The organism is Rhizobium sp. WYCCWR 11152, assembly GCF_013087615.1.
In the GTDB taxonomy this organism is placed as follows: Bacteria; Pseudomonadota; Alphaproteobacteria; order Rhizobiales; family Rhizobiaceae; genus Rhizobium; species Rhizobium indicum.
On record NZ_JABFCP010000020.1, the window covers coordinates 151,570 to 167,755 of the forward strand.

A 16,186-nucleotide genomic window follows, 5' to 3' on the forward strand; every position below is an offset into this window, starting at 1 on the left:
TTTTCCTATCCTCCAATTCATGATTTTCGAGCTACCCAGCCTCCGGCCTGCGGCTGATACTTGCCTCATCAAAACAGCCCTCGAAAATGACTTTCACAGGATTGCCGGATGAATGATCACCCTGATCCGCTTGAAAACGCGGCCATGACATCCAGGACGGCCGGCGCTGCAATGCCACGCAGCGAAAGCGATCAGTCGTGTCGGGGCATTCTTCAGGAGCTCGACCGTCGCGGTCGGCTGCTGGTGATTTCGGAGGAAGTCGACCCGATCCACGACGTATCGGCCATTCTTTCCATCGTCGATGAAAAGGCGGCGGTGCGGCTCGACTGCATCAAAGGTCACGACATGCCGATCTTCGGCAACATCCTGTCGGATCTCGATCGTGTCGCCCTGGCGCTTGACGTTGCGAAAAGCGATATCCAGGAAAAGCTGCTGTCCTCGATCGCGTCTCCGGTGCCGCCGGTATTCGTGGACGATGCACCGGTACAGCAACAGCTCTTCCAGGACGACGTCCTGACCCGGCTTCCGGTCCCGACGTTCTTTTCCAAGGAGACCGGTCCTTACATTACCGCGGGTCTGATCGTGGCGCGCGACCCTGAAACGGGCCTGGGCAACGCGTCCTATGCCCGTATCAAGGTGCTTGGTCCGAATGAGGCGATGATCGGAATTGCACCGAACCATCATCTCGCCATCATGGCCCGCAAGGCGGGCGCCAAAGGCGAGCCGCTCCCCTTCGCCGTCGTCCTCGGCGCGCATCCCGCCATTCAGCTTGCCGCCTGCTTCTATCTGGGGCTTGGTGACGATGAAATGCACTGCGCCGGATCGCTGCTCGGCGAGCCGGTGCGGCTTGCCCGCTGCAAGTCTGTCGATCTTGCCGTGCCTGCAGAGGCGGAGATCGTGCTCGAAGGTCATATTCATATCGACGAGCCGATCCTCGAAGGATTGGTCTCAGAATATCACGGCATGTACGAGGATTACGGTTCCGGGGTGCGCGTCAGATTTGAATGCATGACTTGCCGCTCCGACGCGATGTTGCAGGTGATCGAGCCCGGTTACCACATGGAGCACCTCTATCTCGGCGCGGTGCCGATCGCTGCCAGCCTCAAGGCCGTCATCCGGCGGTCCGTTCTCAATGTCGGCGAGGTTGCCGTCACCGCATCAGGCAGCGGACGGAACAACGTGGTCGTGCAGATCGATGCGCCCCGTCCGGGACAGGCACGCCGCATCATGTCGATCTGCTGGGGTGCGGTCAGCATCGTCAAGAACATCACAATCGTCGACAGCGATGTCGACCCTTGGGATCTCGATGCCGTCGAATTGGCAAAGATGACGCGCATGCGCGCGGAGCGCGACATTCTCATCGTCACGGACCTTCCGGCAGACCGGTCCGAACCTCAGGAAGACGGCGGCGTGATCACCAAGGTCGGTTACGACGCCACGATGAAGGCGGGCGATCGAAGGGAAGGGTTCGACAAGGCGCTTCCGCCGCCGGATTCCTACGAACGGATGCGTCAGCTGCTGTTGCGCGTCAAGCCGGAGATACTGATTTGAGACGATTGATCATCGGCATATCAGGGGCTTCCGGTGCAATCTACGGACTGCGTGCGCTGGAAATGCTCCGGGATTTCGACGATGTCGAGACGCATCTCGTCATATCGCCCTCGGCGATCCGCACGGCACTGGCCGAAGGGACGGGAAAGACTGCGGACGAAATCCGTGGCCTCGCCGACCGGGTCTACAGCCACGGGGATATCGGCGCCTCAATCGCCTCCGGCTCCTTCCGGTGCGACGGCATGCTGGTTGCGCCATGCTCGATCAAGACGCTGAGCGGGATCGCGCATTGTTATGCGGACGATCTGATCGTGCGCGCCGCCGATGTCTGCCTGAAGGAACGCCGCAGGCTGGTGCTGATGGTGCGGGAAACGCCGTTGCATGCGGGCCATATCGCGCTGATGGACCAGGCAACACGCAACGGCGCCGTCATCATGCCGCCGGTGCCGAGCTTTTACACGCTGCCGAAATCAATCGCCGAAATGGTCGACCAGACCGTGGGGCGTGCGCTGGATCAATTCGGGCTTCATCATCCGACGGTCCGACGCTGGACGGAAGATCATAACGACTGAGCCATGAAGAGCAGCGCTGAAAGCTGCCGGGCCATGATGTCAACCGCATGCAAAACAACGACGCACAATCACTCCCCCAGGGGAACTCAAAAAAAAGGAGATAGAGTGATGTTGTCAGACAATCGTTCCAGAAGGTTGCAGAGCCTGTTCATGCGCGGCGCCGCCGCGTTGCTATTGTCGCTGATGGCGGCCGCACCCGTGATGCTCACCGCGTCTCACGCGGGTGCGCAGACGGAAAAACCCGTCAGCGGCGGCGCGATGACCATCATCAACGGTTCGGACATCAAGAGCTGGGATCCGGCAATCACCGCCGGCACCTATCCCGGCGGCCCGATGGATGTGCTCGACGCCGTCTACGGCTTTATCGTCTACGTCAACGACAAGGGCGTCGTGACCGGCGGCATGGCCGAAAGCCTGACCAGCACAGACGCCGTGACCTGGACCTTGAAGCTTCGCAAGGACATGAAGTTCACGGACGGTACGCCCTATGATGCGGAAGCCGTCAAATACAATTGGGACCGCGCCGCCGATTCCGCCACGCTTTCACCGGCGCAGCCGTTCATCTCTTCCTGGAACAAGGCGATCACCGTCGTCGATCCGCAGACGCTGACGATCAAGCTGCCCTCCCCGAACGCCAATTTCGCAGCCCAGGTCGCCGAGCTGTGCCCCTTCATCGCCTCGCCGGCAGCATTGAAGGCCGCCAAGGAAAAGACCGACATCAAGCCGGTAGGCGCCGGCGCCTTTACGCTGACCGAGTGGAACCAGGGCATATCGATGACCATGGCCCGCAATCCCGGTTATTGGGATCAGCCGCGCCCTTATCTGGATACGATCAAGTTCGCGATCATTCCCGAAACCAACAGCCGCATCGCCACCGTCGTGCAGGGCGGCGCAACGATGATGGCCGGTTATCCCTATCAGTTCGGCTCGAACGCAACGGCGCCGGGGGTTGCGACCCGCGAGATCCCGATCCGCGGCATCAACCGCGCCTATCTCAACCAGGCCAAGGGTATCTTCACGGATGTTCGCGCCCGCGAGGCCTTCTATTCCGCCATCGACCGCGCGCGGCTGATGCAGGCTTTCACGCAGATGCCCGGATACAAGGCACCCAGCAATTACTTTGGAGAGAATTCGCCCTATTTCGACAGCGCTTCATCTCTTCCCGCCTATGATCCGAAGAAGGCGCAGGAACTGTTCGATGCTCTGAAGGCGGACGGCAAGCCGTTCTCGATCAAGATCGTCACCTATACCAACTCGGACCTGAAGCGTCTTGCCGCCTACATTCAGCAGGTGCTGACCGGCTATGAAGGCGCCTCGGCTGAGATCGTCGAGGTCGACCAGGCCTCCCTGATCCAGCGGTGCAAGACGCAGCTCGACTTCGACATCTGCGTCGAAGGCGGGGTGCTGGTGTCGAACGGTGCAGAGCCGAACATTTCCAATCTGCTGAGTTCCGGCGGAGCTTTCAACTGGGGACAGTACAAGAGCGCCGAGATGGACGCTGCATTGAAGGAGGCCAGCTCCACCCTCGACCCTGCTTCTGTCAAAGCCGCCTATGTCAAGGTTCAGAAGCTCGTTGCAACCGAAATGCCGGTCTACATCTTCGGGGAACAGACGCGTTCGCTGCTGCTGCGCGACGATACCGGCGGCGTCGTTCCCTCGAATGGCGGCATCCTGCAAAAGCAGTTCCTCTACGTTTGCACGGATACCTGCCAGAAATAGCTGGCTCCAGATCACGACGCATAAGCTCGTCCGGAAGATCCGGGCGGGCAGGGAAGGGCCGGTCGATGGGCTGGACGACCGTACACGCCAGAGACGTTAAGACGACAGAATGAGCCCTGCGACGCGGGGCGATCGGAAAAGGTGGATGACGATGATCGGCAATCGCGAGAAGGTGAAGTTTCGGGACCTGGTTTCCCGCAAGCAGGTGTTCACTCCCTGCGTCTGGGATTGCTACTCCGCAAAGGCGGCGGAAATGGCCGGCTTCGAGGCGATCCTGCTCAGCGGCGCCTCACTCGGATTCAGCATGTCCGGCGTGCCGGATCTCGGCCTGCACAATCAGGAGGAACTGGTCTACGCGACCGACCGCATCGCCGACTACTCGCCTTTGCCGCTGGTCATCGATGCCGATGACGGCTTCGGCGATGTCGTCCAGACCTTCCGCACCTGTTATCGTCTCGCCAAAGCCGGCGCCGGAGCGATCCTGATCGAGGATACGCCCAATGAACGCGGCTATGCGCGGTTCGGCCGCGCCATGGAGGCGGCGACGCTTGCCGGCAAGGTCGATGGCAACGTGCCGCATGAAGTCGTCTCGCAGGAGCTCTGGCTCGCCAAGATCAAGGCCTCGATCGAAGCCTGTCAAGGCAGCGATTGCGTGGTGATAGCGCGCACCGAATCCAAGCTCGAAAAGGGGTTGGACGATGCTATCGAACGCTGCGTGCGCGCCGCAGCACTCGGTGCTGAAATGACCTATGTGCACGGCCTGCGCACGCTGGAGGAATGCCGGAAGGTGGCCAAGGAATTGCCCGGCTGGAAGATGTTCGGCGATGTCGCGACCGTCAACGGCGTGCCCTTCGTCCGGCTTGAGGAAATCGAGGCGCTCGGCTTCAACCTGGTGACCATGCACTATCTCGAGAAGGGATCGATGTATGGCATGATGGATTACGGTCGGCATGTCTTCAAGGACAGCAGCACGCGCTATGCGGACGAGCATAGCATGGGCGGCATGACGCCTGCCGAGCAGAAAGCCTCGCTGGAGCGGGACAGCGGCTGGCTCGATGCCGAGGACAGATGGAAGGCGCTCTGATCCCGGAGACCGGCCGCTCTGCCGTCTCGTTTTGCGAAATCCGGATGCCGGTCCAGTCCGGCATCGGATGCTCCACCTAACAATCGGAGTCCGATCGTTGCGAATTGCCAAGCTCTCCTATCTGAAAGCGGTTGGCGTCCGGCTTCTGGCCGGCATTCCGGTCTTCCTTCTGGTGACGTTCTCGGCGACGGCTCTGTCGAGCCTGATGCCGGGGTCGGCGGCGCAGCTCATCCTTGGAGAGAACGCGACGCAGGCGCAGATTGATGCGCTGAACAGCCGTTACGGTTACGATCTGCCGGTCTGGGAACGTTATCTCGGCTGGCTCGGGCGGCTTCTTCAGGGAGATCTCGGGCAGACCATGTTCAGCCAGCAGTCCGTGGCAAAACTCCTGGTCGACCGGGCGGCGGTGACGTTCGAGATTGCGCTGCTTGCGATGTTCGTCTCGCTAGTGATCGGCGTGCCGCTCGCCATGTATACGGCCAGCCGGTCGGGCGGCATCGTCGATACGGTGCTGCGGGCGGTCTCCTCGGTCATGCTGTCGATCCCGACTTTCGTCATCGTGGTTCTGCTCGGCTTCGTCTTCGCAATCGTGCTGCGCTGGCTGCCGGCGACCGGCTGGGTCACCTTCAGCGACGATCCGATCGGCAATCTCTATTACGTCGCCTTGCCGGTCATGTGCCTCAGCGTGCACCAGGCAGCCTATTTCTACAGGGTGAGCCGCAGCGAATTCGTCGCGATCCTCCAGGAGGACTATGTCCTCGTTGCCAGAGCCAAGGGCCTGCCGACGCGTTACATCCTGATGCGCCACGTGCTGCGCCCGGCCTCTCCCCAGGTGCTGACGGTGATGGGCCTGTCCATGACCTATCTGCTCGGCGGTTCCTTCATCGTCGAGAGCTATTTCGCGGTGCCCGGCATCGGCTGGACCGTTCTCAATGCGGTCAGCAGCCACGACCTGCCCGTCATGCAAGCCATTCTGTCGCTGACAGTGGTGATCTTCGTCGTGATCTTCATCCTGGTCGATCTCGGTTACGCGCTTATCGATCCGCGGGTGGACGTGTCATGAGCCGCCTCCAGCCAACACAAACGGACCTCGTGCCCGGCGAAACGGTCGCATTGGCAGAGACGTTGAATGCCGCGATGCCGAAGACCGCGCGTTTCCGCATGCCGAGCGGCCATCCGATGGAATGGTTCGCCTTCGTGTTCCTGGCGGCCCTGATCGTCTCCTCGGTTTTCGTGGAGTTCATTCCGGGTCTCGTTCGGGCAAGCTTCCCCTATGGCGATTTCTCGCAAGGCCCGGAATGGAGCCTGAACGGCCTGTTCGGAACCGATGCGCTCGGGCGCAGCATCCTGTCCCGCGTGCTTTACGGTGCGCGAACGACGCTCGCCATCGTCTCGGTCGCGACGCTGATCTCGCTGGTGATCGGCATGATCCTCGGAATGCTGGCCGGCTTCTATCGCGGCCCGGTCGAGCGGATCGTCGATCTCTATGCCAATTCCATGGCGTCGCTTCCGCCGATCCTCGTCATCCTGGCGCTGATATCGGTGACCGGAAATTCGGTTTTCACGATGATGCTGGCGCTTGGCCTGCTCGACATCGGAACCTATGCACGCATCGCCAAAGGCGGCGTGATTGCCCAGAACGACCGTGATTACGTGTTGGCAGCACGCGCCATGGGCGCGTCGGACATGCGGCTTCTGCTGCGCGAGATCCTGCCCAATCTCGTTCCGGCGCTGACGGCCATCGTTCCGCCGCTGATGGCGGGGCTGATCATCACCGAGGGATCGCTGAGCTTTCTCGGTTACGGCATTCCGGCGCCGGCGCCGAGCTGGGGCGGGATGATCGCCAGCTCGACCGACCTGCTCAGCCGCTTTCCACTGCTGATCTTCGGACCGATCGTCGCCATCGTGCTGACGGTCTATTCGCTCAATACGGTCGGGGATTGTCTGGCCCGTCGCATGAACCATCGCGGCAGGGAACTCTGATATGAATGAGGCAGCGAACACCACCCCGGTCCTCGATTGTCACGAGCTCTCCTGTCATTTCAGGTCGCCGTTCGGGCCGATCCGCGTACTGCACGACGTGAGCTTCAGCATCCCGCCGCGCACGACGCTCGGCATCGTCGGAGAATCCGGCGCGGGCAAATCCATGCTGGTCAAGACGATCATGGGCATTGCGCCGGAGGGCATGAAAACCAGCGGTCGCATCCTCGCCGACGGGACCGATCTGTCGACGCTTAACGAGACGAAACGCCGCGCCTTTCTCGGCCGCAAGTTCGGGATGGTTTTCCAGAACCCGATGACATCCCTCAATCCGTTCGTGCGGGTGGGGCGGCAGATCGAAGAGGCGAGCCGCTTCCATCTGCGGCTTGGAAAGGCGCAGGCGAAGGCGCTCGCGATCGAACTGCTGGCAAGCGTCGGCATTCCCGATGCCGCGGAATGTTACGGGCATTATCCGCATCAGTTTTCGGGCGGCATGAAGCAGAGGATCATGATCGCCACGGCACTTGCCTGCCAGCCGGATCTGCTGATCGCCGACGAGGCGACGACCGCGCTGGATGTGACGGTTCAGAAGGAAATTCTCGATCTGCTGCAGGTTATCCAGCAGCAGCGGCAGATGTCGATGATCCTGGTGACGCACAATCTGGGCGTCGTCGCAGGCCGCACCGACGACATCCTCGTGCTCTATGGCGGGCATGTCGTGGAATACGGTCCGACGGACACCGTCTTTTCCCATCCGCGCCATCGCTATACCGAGGCTCTGCTTTCGGCGATGCCGCGCATGGACCAGCCGGCTCATACGAAACTGCGCACGATCCCGGGCCGTCCGCCCGATCTTGCCAACCCCGCGCCGGGATGCCCGTTCGCACCGCGCTGTCCCGCCGCCGAGGCCCGCTGCCATGTCTCGATGCCGCCGATGACGACCAGTGCGGACGGCAAGCACCGCTTCGCCTGCTATGTGCCTGTTCAAACCGGCGATGCAGCCGACACTGCGGTCGAAAGGAGGGCATTGTCATGAATGACGAGGCTTCCGGCCAGGCCGTCGATACAAGTGCCGCAACGCATGCCTTCGCTGCTTTCCTGCGCGACGACGCGCTTTTGAAGGTACGCGATCTCTCGGTCAGATACCGGCGCGGCGGCAAGATCTTTGTTGCGGTCGACGGCGTCTCCTTCGACGTGGCTCCTGGGGAAACGCTCGGTCTCGTCGGAGAGTCGGGCAGCGGCAAGACGACCATCGGCCGTGCCCTCCTGAAGCTTCTGCCGAAGGCGGACACGCGTATCGACGGCCACGTCGAATATGACGGCCTGAATCTTGCCGACCTGTCTGCTTCCGATCTTCGCGCCATCCGCAGCAAACTGCAGATGATCTTCCAGGACCCGATTTCTTCTTTCAATCCCCGCCGCAAGGTGCAGGATATCGTCGGAGAAGGCCTCGAGATCCAGGGCATCCGCAAAGCGGAAAGACTGGAAAGGGTCGATCGTGCGCTCAACGATGTCGGCATGAGCCGGACGATGGTGGAGGGCCGCAGGCCGCATCAGTTTTCCGGCGGCCAGTGCCAACGCATTGCGATCGCGCGGGCGCTCGCCGTTGGGCCGGAGCTGATCGTCTGCGACGAGCCGGTTGCATCTCTTGATGTGTCGGTGCAGGCGCATGTGATCAATCTTCTGCAGGATATCCGCCAGAAGCGTAACCTGGCGCTGATCTTCATTTCCCACGATCTCGCCGTCGTGCGCAATGTCAGCGACAGGGTCGCCGTCCTCTACATGGGCAGGATCGTCGAGATCGGAACCGGCGATGCCATCTATCAGCGTCCGGCGCATCCCTATACCCGCATGCTGCTGGAAGCAGTCCCGGTTCCCGATGCCAGCCGGAAGATCGTGCCGAGCGCAACCCCGACGCAGGCCTTGTCGCGGAGCGCGCCGCCATCAGGTTGCCGGTTCCGCCTGCGTTGCCCACGCGCTCAGGCGATCTGTGCGGGAGAGGAACCAAAGCTTACGGCGATGCCGTACGGCCAATTCGCGGCCTGCCACTTCCCTCACGACGAACCGGCGCCCGGAATGAAGACGGCGGAACAAGCGTGATGGAAAAAGCCCCTGATGCATTCGAAGAAAAAATGCTGGCAAGCGGCAACGCGCGCTCGGACCAGGATAGCGGAGATGCGAAGCGCGCTGCTTTCTGTGCCAATGTGTTCGATGTCATGGTCCGGCTCTACGGCGAGCCCGGCATCGCGTCCTGGTGCCTCGAAGCCCAGACACGTCATGCGGTGGACGTGCCGTCTCTGCTGTTCTTCGCTCTTGCAGATAGTGACGGACACGGCGCGGATGACGGCGACATGAAGCGGCTTCTGGAACGTGCCGGCGAATGGCGTTCGCTTGTCGTCCTGCCGTTGCGACATCTTCGGCTAACCTTGCGTCAAGGCCGCAGGAACGTGGCAGAGATTGAATTTTACGAGAAGATCAAGGCAGCGGAGCTGGACGCGGAACGGTTGCAGGTCCGGCGCCTGGCCGACGACTTTCTCCCCCTCGAAGGGTCGGGCGGGCTGGCAGCCCGTTATCTCGAAACGATTTCCATGCCGGAATCCGAAGCAGGGGCGTTGGTCGGGCGGCTTCGAGACGCCACCAAAGCCAAGTGCCACGGCTTCCCCATCATGTGCACTGAGGATCTGAAGACATCATGAGCGATTTCGACGTCCTTATCACAGGAACCATCGTCATCGAAGAAGGTGTCGCGGAAAACTCCGTCGCCGTCACTGGCGGCATTACCGCTGCGATCGAGACAGGCTGCGCTCCCGGCGCGCGTGTTCGATTTCGGCACTTACCTTCTCACACCTATCGAGCTTCAAGGACATCGAGATGAACGCCATAATTCTAGACGGTGACAGCCTGACGATCAAAGATACCGTTCGCATCGCGCGCCAGGGCGCCAAGGTCGCGCTCGCCGACGCAGCGCGCGCCGAAATCATCAAGGTGAGAAACTATATCGAGGAAAACTGGCTGACCGAAAACGCGCCGCCAACCTACGGCTTCAACACCGGCGTCGGCAAGCTCAAGGATTATGCCATCAACCAGGCCGACAACGACCGCTTCCAGCGCAATATCGTGCTCTCTCATTGCTCCGGCATCGGAGAACCGGCGTCGGAAGAAATCGTCCGCGCCATGATGGCCGTCCGTATCAACGCCTTCTGCCTCGGGGTTTCCGGCCTGCGGATCGAAGTGGTCGATCGTCTCGTTGAGATGCTGAACCGCGGCGTTCACCCTGTGGTGCCGATCCAGGGGTCGGTCGGCGCGTCCGGCGATCTGGCGCCGCTCGCCCACATGGTTTCGGTGCTGATCGGCTATGAGGAGGCGGAAGCCTATTACCAGGGCGAACGCATGCCAGCGCCGCAGGCTCTGGAAAAGGCCGGCATCTCCCCGATTGCTTTCGATCTCAAGGCGAAGGACTGCCTTGCCCTCATCAATGGCAACAGCCTCTGCGCGGCCATGGCGGTTCTCAACCTCCACGACGCCGAGATGCTGATGAAGACCGCCGATGCGGCCGGCGCGCTCAGTCTGGAGGCGATCCGCGGCGAGCAGGCGGCATTCGATCCCCGCATTCATCTCGTGCGCAAGCAGCCCGGGCAGATCGCGACTGCGGAAAATATTCGTCGCATTATCGAGGGCAGCCGTCGCACGACCGAGGCAGCACGTGCGGTACGCCTCGAGGACGATATCCTACATCCGAAACACACCGCCCGGATCCAGGATCAGTATTCCTTCCGTTGCCTGCCGCAGGTGCATGGAAGCTGCCGCGACCAGTTGGAGCACGCCAAGGAGTTGATCACGCGCGAGCTCAACGCCGCGACCGATAATCCGCTCGTCTTCTGGAACGAACTCGGCGCGCTGGAATTCCTGTCCGGCGGCAATTTTCATTGCGAACCCATCGCTTTTGCCATGGACATCCTGACGATCGCTTTGGTGGAAATCGGCAATATTTCCGAGCGACGCCTGTTCTCGCTCTGCGACACGACGTTGAACTACGGCCTGCCGCCGAACCTTGCCGGCAAGCCGATTGGCCTGAATTACGGCTATGGCATCATCTCGACGGCTGCGGCGTCCGTCGCATCGGAAAACAAGACGCTGGCTTTCCCCGCCGTTGCCGATACCATCCCGACCAAGAGCAGCCAGGAAGACCATGTTTCGATGGCGACATGGGCATGCCGCAAGACGCGTCAGGTGGTCGACAACATGCCGAAGATCCTTGGTGTCGAATGCCTGCTTGCGGCCCGCGCCATCTTCCTGACCGAAGAGGCGCTCGGCGGCTACAAGCTCGGAGCCGGCAGCCAGGCGCTCTATGACGCGCTTCGCGACGCGATCCCGTTCCAGCAGGAGGACAGCTACATGCCCAAGCAGACCACACCGGCTCTCGAGATCGTGCGGTCCGGCGCATTTCTCGAGGCCATCGAGAACAAGATCGGCGCGCTGAAATAGGCGGGCCGGCTGATTTGGGCTGCGGCCGCATCATGAGGCGCCGGCATTTCATCGCCGCCTGCAATTCCCTGACCGGAGAGAACCATGTTCGATGATCTGATAATGCCGCCAGCCGACAAGATCCTGTCGTTGATGCCGATTTTCCGGCAGGACAGTCGTTCGAACAAGATCGATCTCGGCGTCGGAGTCTACCGGGACGCCTCCGGTACGACGCCGATCCCGCGGGCGGTGAGGGAGGCAGAAAAGCGAATCCATACCGCGCAGACGACCAAAGCCTATGTCGGCCCGGCCGGGGATTCTGTTTTCTGCGATCTCATCGGCAGGCTTGTCTTCGGCGAGGCGGCGCCGTGGGAGCGAATTCGCGGTATCCAGACGCCGGGCGGAGCGGGCGCCTTGACGGTGCTCGCCGGCCTGATCTCCCTGGCGCGCCCGGGTGCTGCGGTTCATGTGCCCGACCCGACCTGGGTGAACCATGTGTCGATCCTCGAAGACAACGGGCTTCGGGTCGTCACTTACCCATACCTCGACAGCCGAACAGGCGAGGTGGACTTCGACGCCCTGCTCGATCACTTTTCGCGGTCGGAGCGGAGCGACATCGTTTTGCTGCACGGCTGCTGCCACAATCCGACTGGCGCCGACCCGAGCCCTTCGCAATGGCAGGCGCTGGCAGAGATCATCGCCGAGCGCGGGCTCGTTCCGCTGGTCGATATCGCTTATCAGGGGTTTGGCGAGGGTCTCGAGGACGACGCCTTCGTCGTGCGGTTGCTCGCCGGCACGGTTCCGGAAATGCTCGTCTCCTCGTCATGCTCGAAGAATTTCGGAATCTATCGCGAGCGTACAGGTGCCGCATTCATTCTCGCCGCCAACGCGGATCGGGCGGATGCAGCCAAGGCGCAACTCACGGTGCGAGCCCGTGTCGTCTATTCGATGCCGCCGGATCATGGCTCGGCTATCGTTCGCACCGTTCTGGAAGACCCGGCACTCGCGGCCGACTGGCGCGCCGAACTGGACGGTATGCGCTCCAACATTCTGTCGCTGCGCCAGGGGCTTGCTGCCTCGTTCCGGCGTTTCACCAATGGCAGCGACTACGATTTCCTCGCCAAGAACAAAGGCATGTTTTCGCTGATCGGTCTGACACCCGGGGAAGCTGTGATGCTGCGCGAGCGCCACGCCATCTATATCGTCGAGGACGGACGCATCAATGTCGCTGGGCTGCAGGCCAGCCAGATCGACACCTTTGCGGAAGCCGTTCTGGCAGTTCGCGGGAAACGCTGATTGGCATCCGTTTGAGGCCAGAGACAAGAACTATTCGTGCTTCCTTCCGCCGACGGCGTTCCTTACAATCTTGCCTGTCCTCCCCGAGCCCTGGAAATGAGGTTTTCATGAGCACGCTTACCCGCTTCTCCGTTCAGCCGCTCTCGACCATGACCCGCCGTCTTGCCGATGTCGCCTCCACTCGTCGCGAACCCGACCTGGTCATCCAAGGCGCACGCGTCTTGTCCACCTATTCGGAGCGCTTTCTCGACGGACGCGAAGTCTGGATTTCGGGTGGCCGCATTGCGGCCGTGAAGCCGGCCGGCAGCTACAGAGGCGGGAGCGCCAAGCTCTACGACGCCAGGGGCGGCATCATCGCCCCGGGCCTGGTCGATCCGCATATCCATATCGAATCCTCGATGGTGACGGCCTGCGCCTATGCGGAAGCGGCGCTCCTCAACGGCACGACGACGATCTTCTGCGACAGCCACGAGATCGGCAATGTCATGGACGTCGCCGGCGTCGAGGCCATGCTCGAAGATGCACGGCAGGCGCCGCTGTCGATCTTCCTGACCGTGCCGAGCACCGTGCCGGCGACGACGCCTGATCTGGAAACAGCCGGCGGCGACCTGACGCCGGACAAGATCGCCGCCCTGTTCGACAAATGGCCGGAAGCCGTGGCTCTCGGTGAGAAGATGGATTTCGTCCCCGTTGCGATGGGCGACGAGCGCAGCCACGCGATCCTGGCTGCAGCACTTGAGCGCGGCAGGCCGGTGTCGGGCCATGTTTACGGACGAGAGTTCGTTGCCGCCTATGCCGCATCCGGCGTTACCGACACGCATGAAGCCATCGACCGCGACATTGCCGACGACCTGCTGGAAGCCGGCGTGTGGCTCTTCCTGCGCGGCGGCCCGCCGACGACTCCCTGGCATTCGCTGCCGCAGGCGATCAAGACGATCACTGAGCTCGGCGCCTCCCACAAGCGCGTCGCCGTCTGCACCGACGACCGTGATGCCGAAGATCTGCTCGCCTTCGGCCTGGACTGGGTAACGCGCGAAGCCGTGAAATACGGCATGAGGCCGGAAGAGGCCTGGGCGATGGGTTCGCTGCACGGCGCGACGCGGTTCGGCATGGAAGGCGAAATCGGCGGTCTGGGCGGCGGACGCCGCGCCGACCTAGTGCTTCTCAGCGACGACCTTACGCCGGTCAGCACCTGGTATGGCGGCGAGCTCGTCGTCGACGGCAAGAAGATCACGCCGATCCTCGACGAAGCCCTGTCGAAACCGTACCGCTATCCGGATGCTGCCTACCACACGGTCAAGCTGCCAAAAAATCTCAAGCTGACACCGGACCTGCCGACGGAGACGGTCGTCGCTCATACGATCAAGACGGAGCTGCCTGGCATTACCCTCGGTCATGTCACCGTCACGCTGGAACCGGCCAATGACTGGCAAGCCCATTTCGACAAGCACGACCTCTGCTTCGTGACGGTGGTGGAACGCCACGGCAAGTCTGCCGGCAATGTCGCCCACGGACTGCTCAACGGCTTCGGGCTCAGACAAGGCGCTGTCGCATCCTCGGTCGGCCACGACAGCCACAACATCATCGTTGCCGGCACCAATGCCGCGGACATGCAGGTGGCGCTCGACGCGATCGAAGAAAAGCAGGGTGGCGTCTGTGTCGTCATGGACGGCAAGGTGACGGCCATGGTGCCGCTGCCGATCGCCGGGCTTTTGTCCGACAAGCGCGTGCACCAGGTCGCGGACGAGGTAAAGGTCTTGAAGCTCGAATGGGAAAAGGCAGGCTGCACCATCGCCTATATGGGCTTCAACCTTATCCCGCTGTCGGTCATCCCGGAAATCCGGATAACCGACAAGGGCCTGGTGCTGGTGCCGGAAATGGTGATCTCACCGCTCTTCGAAAAGGCCTGAACGCTGGCAATCCGATGGTGAAAGAGGTTCGCCGTGACGGGGCAAGAAAACCGAACGCGTCGCGAGCGAACCACCATCAATAACGTTAGGCATCGAGCGCACCTCGTTTGGCAATCGAGATCAGCTCCTTGAAGTGCGTAACAATTCTACCTTCGCGGCTAGCGTCCTCCGCTTCCCAACCGAACTTCCACGCGTCGTGGCGCGCAAGCCAATCTCCGAGGGCGCCGGTATCACCAGTAGGCATCCTATGGGCGGCGAGGTATGGGTTTTCGTGGGCCTTCAGGCCGAGCACCCGCGCCCTTGAGCCTGCTTCCTGCAGATCGATCAGCTCTTCAATTGTCATACGCGATCCCCCATGATGTCGGCGACGGTAGCATCGTGGTCCGCGCATGCAAGTGAATGCTAATTAATGGGTTAATTTGGGACAGTTGCGTGACAAGCTGCGCAGCATAACGATCTGATATAGCAACATAACGTTTCCTGATCGAAGACGTTGCTTTACCGATTGTACCCCTGAGAAAGGCCGCACATACTCTTGGTCATAACAAATGACAAAGAGGGTAACATGTTAGAATTCAATATCATGCGGGCTCACGCCGGTCGCCTTTCCATGTCCACCATCGCCGGCATCCTGTTGCTTTGCACCGGCCAAGCGAATGCCGAAACTCTTCGACTCGCCCACGCATCAAGCTCGAAAAGCCTCATTCAGGAGGCTGTCGTCATGTTCGCCGACAAGCTCGCCGGCGAAACCAAGGGCGGCCTCACCGTCCAGATTTTTCCAGATGGTCAGTTGGGCGATGAGGGACCGATCGCCGATGGTGTCGGCTCCGGCTCCATCGATATCGGCCTAGGCGGCGTTGCGGATGCGATCGATCCGAAGCTCAATGTCGTCACCTTGCCGTTCTTGTTTTCCGATGCAAACGCGGCTCACACCTTTCTCGACGGACCAGTCGGGAAGAAAGTCTTCGACACGGGTGCCGACAACGGCTTCAAGATGCTGGGAGCGCTTGATTCCGGTTTCCGTCAATTTGCAACCGTCAGCAAATCAATTGCCACACCGGAGGATATCAAGGGTCTGAAGCTGCGGACACCGCCCAACCCCGTCATTCTTGCAACCATCGAACAGCTGGGCGCCCTGCCGCAATCGATTCCATTCGGGGAGGTCTATACCTCGCTGCAATCGCATGTGGTCGACGGCGTGGAGCCGGAAATACGCGATTTCGCGGATCAGAAATGGTATGAGAGCGCGAAGTTCCTATCGGTCTCGAACTATATCTGGACGCCGAATTACTGGTTCATGAACAAGGAGCGCTTCGACGCTCTGAGCCCGGAAAACCAGGCTGCGGTGACCAAGGCAGTCGAAGAGACGACGATCTGGTACCGCGGAAAACTTGACGAGGTCTATGCCCAGGTCATCGAGGACCTCAAGTCGAAGGGCGTCACCGTAACGACGGTGGACACGACACCCTTCCGTGCGATGGTTGATCCTGTTTACGCGAAATTCGGGGCGGAATGGGGGGACGATCTGGTGTCGTCCGTGCGCTCGGCAGCAGCCGGAAAATAGGCAATGCCTACGGCGAGGATGCGATCGGTCCTCCGACGTGTCCTTG

15 protein-coding genes are annotated in these 16,186 nt (G+C 61.3%); 14 read left to right on the plus strand and 1 reads right to left on the minus strand.

What is annotated here, in order from left to right:
- Positions 1–108: 108 nt before the first annotated feature.
- The 13 genes from G9X67_RS28175 (at position 109) to G9X67_RS28235 (ending at position 14,576) form a co-directional block, all read left to right on the plus strand.
- Positions 109–1,551 carry a UbiD family decarboxylase gene (locus G9X67_RS28175; RefSeq protein WP_171600184.1) on the plus strand — a complete coding sequence of 481 codons (1,443 nt, stop codon included), beginning with the start codon at positions 109–111 and terminating at the stop codon, positions 1,549–1,551.
- Positions 1,548–2,123, plus strand: coding sequence for a UbiX family flavin prenyltransferase (locus G9X67_RS28180; protein ID WP_003543560.1), 576 nt, complete (start codon positions 1,548–1,550; stop codon positions 2,121–2,123). Before G9X67_RS28175 ends, G9X67_RS28180 begins: the two co-directional genes overlap by 4 nt.
- 108 nt (positions 2,124–2,231) lie before the next feature.
- On the plus strand, positions 2,232–3,842 hold the full coding sequence (locus tag G9X67_RS28185) for an ABC transporter substrate-binding protein (protein WP_171600185.1): 1,611 nt from the start codon (positions 2,232–2,234) through the stop codon (positions 3,840–3,842).
- Between the two features lie 145 nt (positions 3,843–3,987).
- A complete protein-coding gene (locus G9X67_RS28190; protein ID WP_171600186.1) occupies positions 3,988–4,926 on the plus strand; it encodes an isocitrate lyase/PEP mutase family protein in 939 nt (312 codons plus the stop codon).
- A 67-nt stretch (positions 4,927–4,993) separates the two neighbouring features.
- Positions 4,994–5,989, plus strand: coding sequence for an ABC transporter permease (locus G9X67_RS28195; protein ID WP_171600187.1), 996 nt, complete (start codon positions 4,994–4,996; stop codon positions 5,987–5,989).
- Positions 5,986–6,909: an ABC transporter permease gene (locus tag G9X67_RS28200; protein ID WP_171600188.1), complete on the plus strand. Its 924-nt coding sequence runs from the start codon at positions 5,986–5,988 to the stop codon at positions 6,907–6,909. The genes G9X67_RS28195 and G9X67_RS28200 overlap by 4 nt, the downstream gene beginning before the upstream one ends.
- A 1-nt stretch (position 6,910) precedes the next feature.
- On the plus strand, positions 6,911–7,942 hold the full coding sequence (locus G9X67_RS28205) for an ABC transporter ATP-binding protein (RefSeq protein ID WP_138331790.1): 1,032 nt from the start codon (positions 6,911–6,913) through the stop codon (positions 7,940–7,942).
- Positions 7,939–9,006, plus strand: a complete 1,068-nt coding sequence (locus G9X67_RS28210; RefSeq protein WP_171600189.1) for an ABC transporter ATP-binding protein — start codon at positions 7,939–7,941, stop codon at positions 9,004–9,006. Before G9X67_RS28205 ends, G9X67_RS28210 begins: the two co-directional genes overlap by 4 nt.
- A complete protein-coding gene (locus tag G9X67_RS28215) occupies positions 9,006–9,602 on the plus strand; it encodes a TIGR02444 family protein (protein ID WP_171600190.1) in 597 nt (198 codons plus the stop codon). The genes G9X67_RS28210 and G9X67_RS28215 overlap by 1 nt, the downstream gene beginning before the upstream one ends.
- Positions 9,599–9,781 carry a hypothetical protein gene (locus G9X67_RS28220; RefSeq protein ID WP_171600191.1) on the plus strand — a complete coding sequence of 61 codons (183 nt, stop codon included), beginning with the start codon at positions 9,599–9,601 and terminating at the stop codon, positions 9,779–9,781. Before G9X67_RS28215 ends, G9X67_RS28220 begins: the two co-directional genes overlap by 4 nt.
- The gene (hutH, locus tag G9X67_RS28225) at positions 9,778–11,391 is read left to right on the plus strand and encodes a histidine ammonia-lyase (RefSeq protein WP_138331793.1); all 1,614 of its coding nucleotides are present in this window, start codon (positions 9,778–9,780) and stop codon (positions 11,389–11,391) included. The genes G9X67_RS28220 and hutH overlap by 4 nt, the downstream gene beginning before the upstream one ends.
- Positions 11,392–11,475: 84 nt before the next feature.
- On the plus strand, positions 11,476–12,666 hold the full coding sequence (locus G9X67_RS28230) for an amino acid aminotransferase (protein WP_171600192.1): 1,191 nt from the start codon (positions 11,476–11,478) through the stop codon (positions 12,664–12,666).
- Positions 12,667–12,773: 107 nt separating this feature from the next.
- Positions 12,774–14,576 carry an adenine deaminase C-terminal domain-containing protein gene (locus tag G9X67_RS28235; RefSeq protein ID WP_171600193.1) on the plus strand — a complete coding sequence of 601 codons (1,803 nt, stop codon included), beginning with the start codon at positions 12,774–12,776 and terminating at the stop codon, positions 14,574–14,576.
- Positions 14,577–14,661: 85 nt separating this feature from the next.
- On the opposite strand, the gene G9X67_RS28240 is transcribed toward G9X67_RS28235, so the two are convergent.
- Positions 14,662–14,919 (minus strand): CrpP-related protein, encoded by a 258-nt coding sequence (locus G9X67_RS28240; RefSeq protein ID WP_011653840.1) that lies wholly within the window; start codon positions 14,917–14,919, stop codon positions 14,662–14,664.
- A gap of 222 nt (positions 14,920–15,141) precedes the next feature.
- On the opposite strand from G9X67_RS28240, the gene G9X67_RS28245 reads away from it, so the two are divergent.
- Positions 15,142–16,140: a TRAP transporter substrate-binding protein gene (locus G9X67_RS28245; protein ID WP_138331797.1), complete on the plus strand. Its 999-nt coding sequence runs from the start codon at positions 15,142–15,144 to the stop codon at positions 16,138–16,140.
- The last annotated feature ends 46 nt before the right edge of the window (positions 16,141–16,186 follow it).

What these genes read in the sequence shown, in the direction of transcription:
- G9X67_RS28175 (WP_171600184.1), top strand. Translation starts at nt 109, where the DNA reads ATGAATGATCACCCTGATCCGCTTGAAAACGCGGCCATGACATCCAGG.
- G9X67_RS28185 (WP_171600185.1), top strand. Translation starts at nt 2,232, where the DNA reads ATGTTGTCAGACAATCGTTCCAGAAGGTTGCAGAGCCTGTTCATGCGC.
- G9X67_RS28190 (WP_171600186.1), top strand. Translation starts at nt 3,988, where the DNA reads ATGACGATGATCGGCAATCGCGAGAAGGTGAAGTTTCGGGACCTGGTT.
- G9X67_RS28195 (WP_171600187.1), top strand. Translation starts at nt 4,994, where the DNA reads ATGCTCCACCTAACAATCGGAGTCCGATCGTTGCGAATTGCCAAGCTC.
- G9X67_RS28200 (WP_171600188.1), top strand. Translation starts at nt 5,986, where the DNA reads ATGAGCCGCCTCCAGCCAACACAAACGGACCTCGTGCCCGGCGAAACG.
- G9X67_RS28205 (WP_138331790.1), top strand. Translation starts at nt 6,911, where the DNA reads ATGAATGAGGCAGCGAACACCACCCCGGTCCTCGATTGTCACGAGCTC.
- G9X67_RS28210 (WP_171600189.1), top strand. Translation starts at nt 7,939, where the DNA reads ATGAATGACGAGGCTTCCGGCCAGGCCGTCGATACAAGTGCCGCAACG.
- G9X67_RS28215 (WP_171600190.1), top strand. Translation starts at nt 9,006, where the DNA reads ATGGAAAAAGCCCCTGATGCATTCGAAGAAAAAATGCTGGCAAGCGGC.
- G9X67_RS28220 (WP_171600191.1), top strand. Translation starts at nt 9,599, where the DNA reads ATGAGCGATTTCGACGTCCTTATCACAGGAACCATCGTCATCGAAGAA.
- hutH (WP_138331793.1), top strand. Translation starts at nt 9,778, where the DNA reads ATGAACGCCATAATTCTAGACGGTGACAGCCTGACGATCAAAGATACC.
- G9X67_RS28230 (WP_171600192.1), top strand. Translation starts at nt 11,476, where the DNA reads ATGTTCGATGATCTGATAATGCCGCCAGCCGACAAGATCCTGTCGTTG.
- G9X67_RS28235 (WP_171600193.1), top strand. Translation starts at nt 12,774, where the DNA reads ATGAGCACGCTTACCCGCTTCTCCGTTCAGCCGCTCTCGACCATGACC.
- G9X67_RS28240 (WP_011653840.1), bottom strand. Translation starts at nt 14,919, where the DNA reads ATGACAATTGAAGAGCTGATCGATCTGCAGGAAGCAGGCTCAAGGGCG.
- G9X67_RS28245 (WP_138331797.1), top strand. Translation starts at nt 15,142, where the DNA reads ATGTTAGAATTCAATATCATGCGGGCTCACGCCGGTCGCCTTTCCATG.